Origin of the sequence: Micromonospora sp. NPDC048835 (assembly GCF_040649995.1) — a bacterium.
GTDB lineage: Bacteria > Actinomycetota > Actinomycetes > Mycobacteriales > Micromonosporaceae > Micromonospora.
This window is the reverse complement of sequence record NZ_JBEZGM010000001.1, coordinates 564,354-572,563: the sequence shown is the minus strand read 5'-3', so window position 1 is coordinate 572,563 and position 8,210 is coordinate 564,354. Positions and strand designations below refer to the sequence as shown.

The following is an 8,210-nucleotide window of genomic DNA, read 5'->3' as shown; positions in this document are numbered from 1 at the left end:
AGTCCGGGCGCTGCCTGGACGTCTGGAGCACCGCCAACGGCGCCCAGATCCAGCTCTACGACTGCCACGGCCAGACCAACCAGCAGTTCCGGCTCGCCGCTCTCGGCGGTACCACCCCGACGCCCACCACCACGCCGACCACGCCCCCGCCGACCGGCGGCACGTGTGACCTGCCGTCGTCGTACCGGTGGTCGTCGACGGGTGCGCTGGCGCAGCCGAGGTCGGGTTGGGTGTCGCTGAAGGACTTCACCGTCGCCCCGTACAACGGCCAGCAGCTCGTCTACGCCACCACCCACGACTTCGGCACCAGCTGGGGTTCGATGAACTTCGGGCTCTTCAGCAACTACAACCAGATGGGCTCGGCCAGCCAGAACGCGATGAACTCCGGCACCGTCGCGCCGTCGCTGTTCTACTTCGCGCCGCGCAACATCTGGGTGCTCGCGTACCAGTGGGGTGGCACGGCGTTCTCGTACCGGACCTCCAGCGACCCAACCAACCCGAACGGGTGGTCGTCGGCGCAGACACTGTTCACCGGCAGCATCTCCAACTCCAACACCGGCCCGATCGACCAGGCCCTCATCGGTGACGACCAGAACATGTACCTGTTCTTCGCCGGCGACAACGGGCGGATCTACCGGGCCAGCATGCCGATCGGGAACTTCCCGGGCAGCTTCGGCTCGAACTACACGACCATCATGACCGACTCGACGAACAACCTGTTCGAGGCAGTCCAGGTCTACAAGCTCCAGGGCCTGAACAAGTACCTCATGATCGTCGAGGCGATCGGCGCGAACGGGCGCTACTTCCGCTCGTTCACCGCCAGCAGCCTGGGTGGTTCGTGGACGCCGCAGGCCACCAGCGAGAGCAACCCGTTCGCGGGCAAGGCCAACAGCGGTGCCACCTGGACCAACGACATCAGCCACGGTGAGCTGCTGCGCACCAACGCCGACCAGACCATGACCGTCGACGCGTGCAACCTGCAACTGCTCTACCAGGGCCGTTCCCCCAGCTCCGACGGCGTCGACTACGGCCTGCTGCCGTACCGGCCGGGTCTGCTGACCCTGCAACGCTGACCATCGGAGAGCACCCGGGGGCGAGCGGGCCCGGCACCTGCCGAGCCCGCTCGCCCCTCGCTCCCCCACCACCAGGAGGTACCGACAGTGCGTAACGACGCGCACAACCCCCCGCCCTCGGGGCCCGCCACCGCCGAACCGGTGCGGCAGGACCGGCGGGGACGACTGTTCAAGCTCGCCGCGGTCGGGCTCGCCGCCGCGGTCGGGCTGCTCACCATGACGATGACGACCGGGTCCGCCTCGGCCGCCGACAACCCGTACCAGCGGGGCCCGGACCCGACCCGGAGCAGCGTCACCGCCGTCAACGGCCCGTTCGCCAACACCTCGGTGAGCGTGCCGACCGGCTACGGCTTCAACGGCGGCCGGATCTACTACCCGACCGACACCAGCCAGGGCACCTTCGGGGCCATCGCGATCTCGCCGGGGTACACGGCGCTGTTCTCCGCCGAGCTGGCCTGGATGGGCCCGTGGCTGGCCTCGCACGGCTTCGTGGTGATCGGCATCGAGACCAACAGCCGCAACGACTTCGACACGGCCCGAGGCACCCAGTTGCTCGCCGCACTGGACTACCTCACCCAGCAGAGCCCGGTCCGCGACCGGGTCGACCCCACCCGGTTGGCGGTCGCGGGTCACTCGATGGGCGGCGGTGGCGCGTTGAGCGCGGCCATCCGGCGTCCGTCGTTGAAGGCGGTCGTCGGCATCGCGCCGTACTCACCGTCGTCCAACCTGGCCAACGACCGGGTGCCCACCATGATCTTCGCCGGGCAGGCGGACACGGTGGTCACCCCGTCCTACGCCACCGGCCTGTACAACAGCCTCCCGACCACGACGGAGAGCGCCTACGTGGAGGTCGCCGGCGCTGACCACGGGTTCATGGTCGGGCGGTCGAACCCGGTGATGGTCCGGACCATGTTGCCGTTCGTCAAGATGTTCGTCGACAACGACGCCCGCTACAGCCAGTTCCTGTGCCCGCTGCTGGACAACAGCGGCGTGGTCACCTACCGCAGCACCTGCCCGTTGCTGCCGTCGACGCCGACCACCCCGACGCCGACCCCCACCGACCCGCCGACGCCCACCCCCACTCCCACCGTCCCACCCGGCTCGGCCAGCGAGATCATCGGCACCCAGTCCGGCCGGTGCGTCGACGTGACAAACGCCTCGCGGACCAACGGCACCCGGGTGCAGCTCTACGGCTGCAACAAGCAGACCAACCAGGCCTGGACCTACACCTCGAACAAACAACTCCAGGTGTACGGAAACATGTGCCTCGACGCCGCAGGCTCCGGCAACGGCGCCGCGGTGCAGATCTACAGCTGCCACAGCCAGACCAACCAACAGTGGAACGTCAACTCCAACGGCACCATCAGCGGCGTGCAGTCCGGGCGCTGCCTGGACGTCTGGAGCACCGCCAACGGCGCCCAGATCCAGCTCTACGACTGCCACGGCCAGACCAACCAGCAGTTCCGGCTCTCGCCTCTCGCAGGTTGATCACGGACGGCCTGCGCGACGGCGTGCCGATCTACCGGCTGCCGGACGAGGTCCGACCCGGCTGAGACGTGTCGTGGCGCAACGGGCGGGCTCGGCGTATCGCCGGGCCCGCCCGGGTCATCCCGGCCGGTGAGGCGGGTCAGCGGGTGCCGCGCTGTGCCACGTCACCGGCCTTCGGGGCTGCCGGTCGGCCATACCGCCTCCAGGCCTCGGTCGGTGACGTAGAAGAGGTACGGCCGCAACTCGGGAGCGTGTTCCAGGGCGCGGCACAGCGCGTACAGGTGTGCTGACCTCGCCGCCAGGAACGGTTGGGCGGCGAGCAGTGCCCGGAAGTCCCCGAACCGCCAATCCGTACCCAGCAGCTTCCTCACCCGTGCCAGCAGCTGAACCCCATCGACAGGAATCCTGTCCAGGTAGACGTCGGCGATCGGCGGCAGGTCCGGCTGCGGTTCGGGGGGCAGGGGGAAACCGGACCGCAGCCACACCTCGAACACTGGGGCGACAACAGTGAGGTCGGCAACGCCGAGACCGCCCAGGTCCGCCGAGAACACCGGGCCCGCGGCACCGTCGCATTTGAGGAAGAATCCCCGGTCGCCATCCTGCCCGATCATGAGGTAGCCGGCGAGCCACTCGCCGATCTCGTAGGTCGTGTTGCGCTCCGGCAGGGACGTCCGGCAGTACACGACCACCGAATCAGCGACGACGTCGTCGGTGACCGAGGTCAACCACCCCTGGTAGGCGGCATCCGCCCGGGCAGTGAGTTGCTCGACCATCTCCACCGCCAGCTCCTACCTGTCGTCACCCTCAGCAGCCGGCGAGCCCACAGGCGTACCCAGGAAGCGTTCCACGAACGTGCGGTGGACCGGCGTACCCGGTAGGCCGTCACGGATGGCGAACACCACGTGGTCGAACCTGTCGACCACGCGCAGCGCTTCGGCGAACGCGTCGGCCACCACGGCGGGGTCGTTGCGGAACACCCCGCACCCCCACGCGCCCAACACGACCGTTCGACACCCGTGCGCGGCCGCGACCTCCAGCACCCGTCGCGCTCGGCGGGCCAGCACAGCCGGCACGTCCGCCGCGTGCGTGGGCTGGTTGCGCACGATCGCGCCGAGGTTCGGCGCCGCGGCGGTCAGGAACGACGTGGTGTACGGCTGGTCGAGCAGGTTGCCCTCGTCGTCCCGGAACACCGGCACGTGCGGCGAGAAGATGACCCGGTCGCTGTACCGCAGATCCTGTTGCCCCCGGTGGAACGCGTAGAAGTCCCCGGCGGCGCGCAGACACGGGTACAGCGCCGACGCGCGGGCGACGCTCTCCTCCTGTGCCTTGGCCCCACTCAGGAACCCGCCACCGGGGTTCTTCGCCGACGCGAACACCAGACATGCGGCGCCCGGCCCGAGCCGGTGGGCCGCCTGCAACGTCGACTCGCCCGTCACCTCCACGGTGCCGGCGCCGGGCTCCGCGTTCCGCGCCGCGAGCACCTCGTCGGGCAGGTGGTGACGAGTGCCGGCGACCGCGGCGCGTACCGCCTCGCCGATGTCGACCTCGGCGCCGGTGCCGTTGCGGTAACGGCCCGACTCGGCGATCGCGACCGTCTGCCGAGCGATCTCACGAAGACGGCCGCTCATCCGGACGCCCGGTGAGCCGAGAGGTAGAGGGTGTGCACAGCCAGCAGGCTAGGCAGGCCGGCCGCCGGGGACAAGCACTTTCCCCATCCTGCGGCACCCCACGTGAGGGGCCGGCGGGTGGTCCCGCCGGCCCCTCCCGGGCAGGTTCACCGTCCGTACAGCTCGAACTCGTAGAGCGAGAACCCGTACGAGGTTGCCCGCTTCGCCCCGTACACCCGCACGTAGCGGGCGGTGACCGGGGCGAAGGTGGCGGTGTCGACGCCACCGTTGCCGGTGGTGGTGCTGAAAACCGGCGTCCAGGAGCTGCCGTCGGCGGAGACCTCGATCCGGTACGACGTGCCGTACGCGGCCTCCCAGCGCAGCACCGCCCGGCTGACGGTACGGGCCGCGCCAAGATCGACCCGGAGCCACTGGTTGTCGTTGTAGCTGCTGGCCCACCGACTGCTCAGGCTGCCGTCGACCGCCTTGTCCGGCGTGTAGCTGGTCAGGAACTGGGTGCTCGACGCGGCCGCCGGGCGGCCCTGGGCCAGGTTCGTGACGTCGTCACCCCGGCGGGCCGGGAACGAGACGACCTGCTGGTAGGTGGGGCGGTTCTGCCAGGCGATCACCGGGTGGGTGATGCCGCCGAGCCCGGAGTGGACGATCGCGTCGGCGCACCACTGGTCGCCCGCCCCGCAGGACTTGTCGCCGGGGTAGACGGTGGTGGCCGGCACCGCCGCGGCCTGACCGAGCGTGTCGAGCAGGGCCTGCCGGCACGCGCCGAGGTTGCCGTTGCCGCAGTAGCCGCGACCCGGCCCGCCGGCCACCGGGTCACCGAGCACGGTGCGCAGGTCCTTGTCGACGTAGCCCCACCAGCCGTGTTGGAACGACGAGCCCTTGTGCGCCTGGCCCTGCAACGCCCAGCTCGCGGTGCCGTCACGCCCGCCGTTCTGGCCGCCCGACGGCGCCTCGTTGACCTCGATGGCGTCGACAAGCGCGGCGTAGAGGTCCGGCCCGAGGCCGGGGCGGAACTGCGCCGAGGCCAGCAGCGGCCACCAGGCGTCGAAGATCCGGATGGCGTCGGCGTGCTGGTAGACCTTCGAGCCGGGCGACGTCTCCACCCGGCGGGCCCCGGCCTGCTGCCAGGCGCGCAGCTTGCCCACCGCGTCGGCAAGCGCCGGGTCGGTGAGAGCCGTGCTGTCCAGCACCCGCAGCAGGTCGTCGAGAACCTGCTGGCCGCGCAGGTCGGTCACCGCCGCGTCCGCCATGATCTTCACAACGTCGGCGCGGCCGAGCTTGCGCTGGGCGATCGCGGCCCGCACCGGGCCGTCGAGCAACTGAGCCCGGTGTACGGAGCCGAAGCTGAAGTTGCCGTCGGCCGCCCCGAAGTCGCGCGCCTGCTTGTTGTTCCAGCTGACGTAGTAGTCCTGGTTGACCGACTGCGGGTGCGCCGACGCCGGGGTGTGGGTGGCGTCGTTGGTGTCCGGGTTCCAGCCGGCCCACTCGTAGGCCGGCTCGGCCCTGGTGGGCAGGTTCGGGTCGGCGGTGGCCGGACGGACCGGGTTCGCGCCGGAGTTGTAGTACGCCGCCTCGGTCGAGTTGACGTAGAACCAGTTGAACGCGTACCCGACGTCTGCCGCGGACCCCTGGAAGGCCGCCGCGCTGCCCATCGCCGCCGGGTCGTTGAAGGCCTGGAAGCCGATGGCCGAGTCGGCCTCGTGCCGGTAGGTCGAGCGCAGTTTGGTGAACGCGGTCGGCTTCCCGTTCACCAGGCCCCGATAGGAGACCAACCCGTACTTCGTGCGCAGCGCGCGCAGCGTGTAGGAGCCGGCCGGGGTGGAGTCGGCAAGCGTCGGCGACCAGGAGTTGCGCTGCTCCAGCGCCTCCATGGCGAGGCACTGCCCGTGGTAGAGGTAGCGGTTGGTGCGCAACGTCGGCGTGCTGCCGTCGGTGGTGCACAGCGGGACCGCGTACGTGTCGGTGAGGTCCTGCGAGGCGGAGGTCGCGCTCCACGCGTAGTCCTGGCCCCGGCCGAGCAGCACGTAGAGGTTGAGCCCGGCGAACGCCGCGCCGCGGGCGCTGATGCCCGGCCCCTGCAACTCCTGGAGCATCAGCAGTTGCGGCGCGAAGTAGCCGGTCTGCGGGCCGAACACGGCGACCGGGTTGCCGGTGGTGGTGTGCCGTCCGGAGACCACGACCGCGTTGGACATGCCGTGTGCGCGCAGGTTGGACAGGCCGCCGAGCAGTTCCTTGGTGGCGGTGCTGGCGCCGGTGCGGGAGGCTGCCCCGCCGGTCTGGTCGAAGGCGAGCGGCTCGGCGACCACCGTCCCGGCGTCGGGGAGCACCGCGCTCGTCGCGCCTGGCGGCGTCGCCCCGTACGGGAAGCTCTGCCCGTCGTGCAGGGTGAGGACGGTCTCCGGGTCGTTCTGCGAGCGGAACGCCGCCCACACCCGGTCGCCCTCGGTCGCCCCGTACTTGGCGCGGGCCGCCACCCGGACCAGCGCGGACTGCATCTCGCTGCCGCCGCCCCCGCCGAAGAGGCCGCCGATCACGCCGGCGGTGGCGATCAGGTCGGTCATGGTGAAGTGCTTCGGCTTGCCGGCGCCGGCGAGCACGTACTCGCCCGGGTAGTTGTCCTCGGCGATCGACCTGTCAATGTAGGCGTTGATGCCGGCGATGTAGTCGATCACGTCGGTGTAGAGCTGCTGGCCCCGGGCGCCCTTGGTACGCAGCGCGTCCACCTGGGCCTGCAGGTCCGCCTCGGTGTAGGGCGAGTTGGCCCAGACGCTCTGTTCCAACTCCCGGTTGCCCGGCGCTCCGCCGGCGAACGAGGTGACGTTGCCGCGACCGACGTGCCGCAGCAGGTCCATCACCCAGAGTCGGTCCTGGGCTCCGGCGTAGCCGGCGCCGAACATGGTGCCGGCGCGGGTGGTGCCGGTGATGTGCGGGACGCCGGTGGCCTTGTCCCGCACGATGGTGACGTCCGCGCGTGGGGAGACGGTGCTCTCGACCTGCGCGGCCGGGACGCCGAACGAGGCGTCGTTGTAGAAGTGGGCGATCTGCTCGTCGGTCAGCCCGGCGTAGTTGTAGACCAGGTTCGCGTACTCGTCGAGCTGGTCGCTTGAGTGCGCCGGGCGGGTGCCGAGCGCCTGGTGCGCCAGGATGGCGACGAGCGTGGCGTTGCCGTTCTGCCCGGGAGGCAGGATGTCGGCGCACTGACCGAGGCAGTAGTCGTTGGCGGCGAAGGTGCTCGCGGCGGGGGCGGGGGCGGCCGGCGCCGGTGACGGCGGGGTCACCGTCAGGACGCTCGCGGTCAGGGCGGCGGCGGTGAACGCCGCGAGCCGGGTACGGAGAGCGGGACGGGGCATGGCGATCCTCCGGGGACGCGGAGTCGGGCCGTTCGGTCTCGCCCGGATTCCGGTGCCGACGTCTCGCCCCCGCGCCCGGGCGTTCCACCCGGAGGTGAGAATGACTCATATCGATCTCCGGGCAATGATCGACGCAACACCACTGATCGGGATAGCCGTCGTTCACCACGCGCCAATGCCGACGTTTCGCCCGGCGATCACCGGCGGAGGCCGCCGGCATCGCGAGCCACCAGCCGACATTCGTGAGGCTGGATTACCATTGGCGCTCGACGAGCAGGCTGACCGCGCACCGGATGGAGGCGGAAATGTCCGAGATCGACCTCATCACGGCGGCGCTGGCGGCTGGAGCGCTCGCTGGTGCGTCGGGAGCGGCCAGCGAGGCGGTCCAGGATGCCTACGCCGCGCTGCGGGATCTGCTGCGCACCCGGCTCGTCGGGCGGCCCTTCGCGCAACAGGCGCTCGACTCGAACGAGCAGGACCCCAACCGTTGGGTGACGGCGATCCGCCGCGATCTGACCGAGGTCGGTGCCGACCGGGACGAGGACGTCCTCGCCGCGGCCCGAGCGCTGTTGGCCAGGGCTCCGAAGCCACACGGCCACCAGGTGTTCATCTCGAACAGCAAGGGGATCGTGGTGGGCGACGGCAACGAGAACCACGTCACCTTCAACGGGTGA

Annotated in this window: 6 protein-coding genes; 3 read left to right on the top strand and 3 right to left on the bottom strand. The window is 70.6% G+C overall.

Features of this window, described 5'->3' with window-relative positions; all coding sequences use genetic code 11:
* Positions 1-1,073 (top strand): non-reducing end alpha-L-arabinofuranosidase family hydrolase (locus AB0C15_RS02420; protein WP_357347863.1); only part of this gene is annotated, 1,073 nt, incomplete at its 5' end.
* Between the two features lie 87 nt (positions 1,074-1,160).
* Positions 1,161-2,561 (top strand): ricin-type beta-trefoil lectin domain protein, encoded by a 1,401-nt coding sequence (locus AB0C15_RS02415; protein ID WP_357347862.1) that lies wholly within the window; start codon positions 1,161-1,163, stop codon positions 2,559-2,561.
* A 164-nt stretch (positions 2,562-2,725) separates the two neighbouring features.
* Here AB0C15_RS02415 and AB0C15_RS02410 read toward each other — a convergent pair whose 3' ends face one another.
* From AB0C15_RS02410 to AB0C15_RS02400, 3 genes are all read right to left on the bottom strand, one after another.
* Complete coding sequence (locus tag AB0C15_RS02410; RefSeq protein ID WP_357347860.1) at positions 2,726-3,340, bottom strand: hypothetical protein; 615 nt, start codon at positions 3,338-3,340, stop codon at positions 2,726-2,728.
* A gap of 9 nt (positions 3,341-3,349) precedes the next feature.
* Entirely contained in the window at positions 3,350-4,189 is an 840-nt protein-coding gene (locus tag AB0C15_RS02405) for a TIGR02452 family protein (protein WP_357347858.1), read from the bottom strand.
* Positions 4,190-4,335: 146 nt separating this feature from the next.
* Positions 4,336-7,536, bottom strand: coding sequence for a penicillin acylase family protein (locus tag AB0C15_RS02400; RefSeq protein ID WP_357347856.1), 3,201 nt, complete (start codon positions 7,534-7,536; stop codon positions 4,336-4,338).
* 305 nt (positions 7,537-7,841) lie between these two features.
* On the opposite strand from AB0C15_RS02400, the gene AB0C15_RS02395 reads away from it, so the two are divergent.
* The gene (locus AB0C15_RS02395) at positions 7,842-8,210 is read left to right on the top strand and encodes a hypothetical protein (protein WP_357347854.1); all 369 of its coding nucleotides are present in this window, start codon (positions 7,842-7,844) and stop codon (positions 8,208-8,210) included.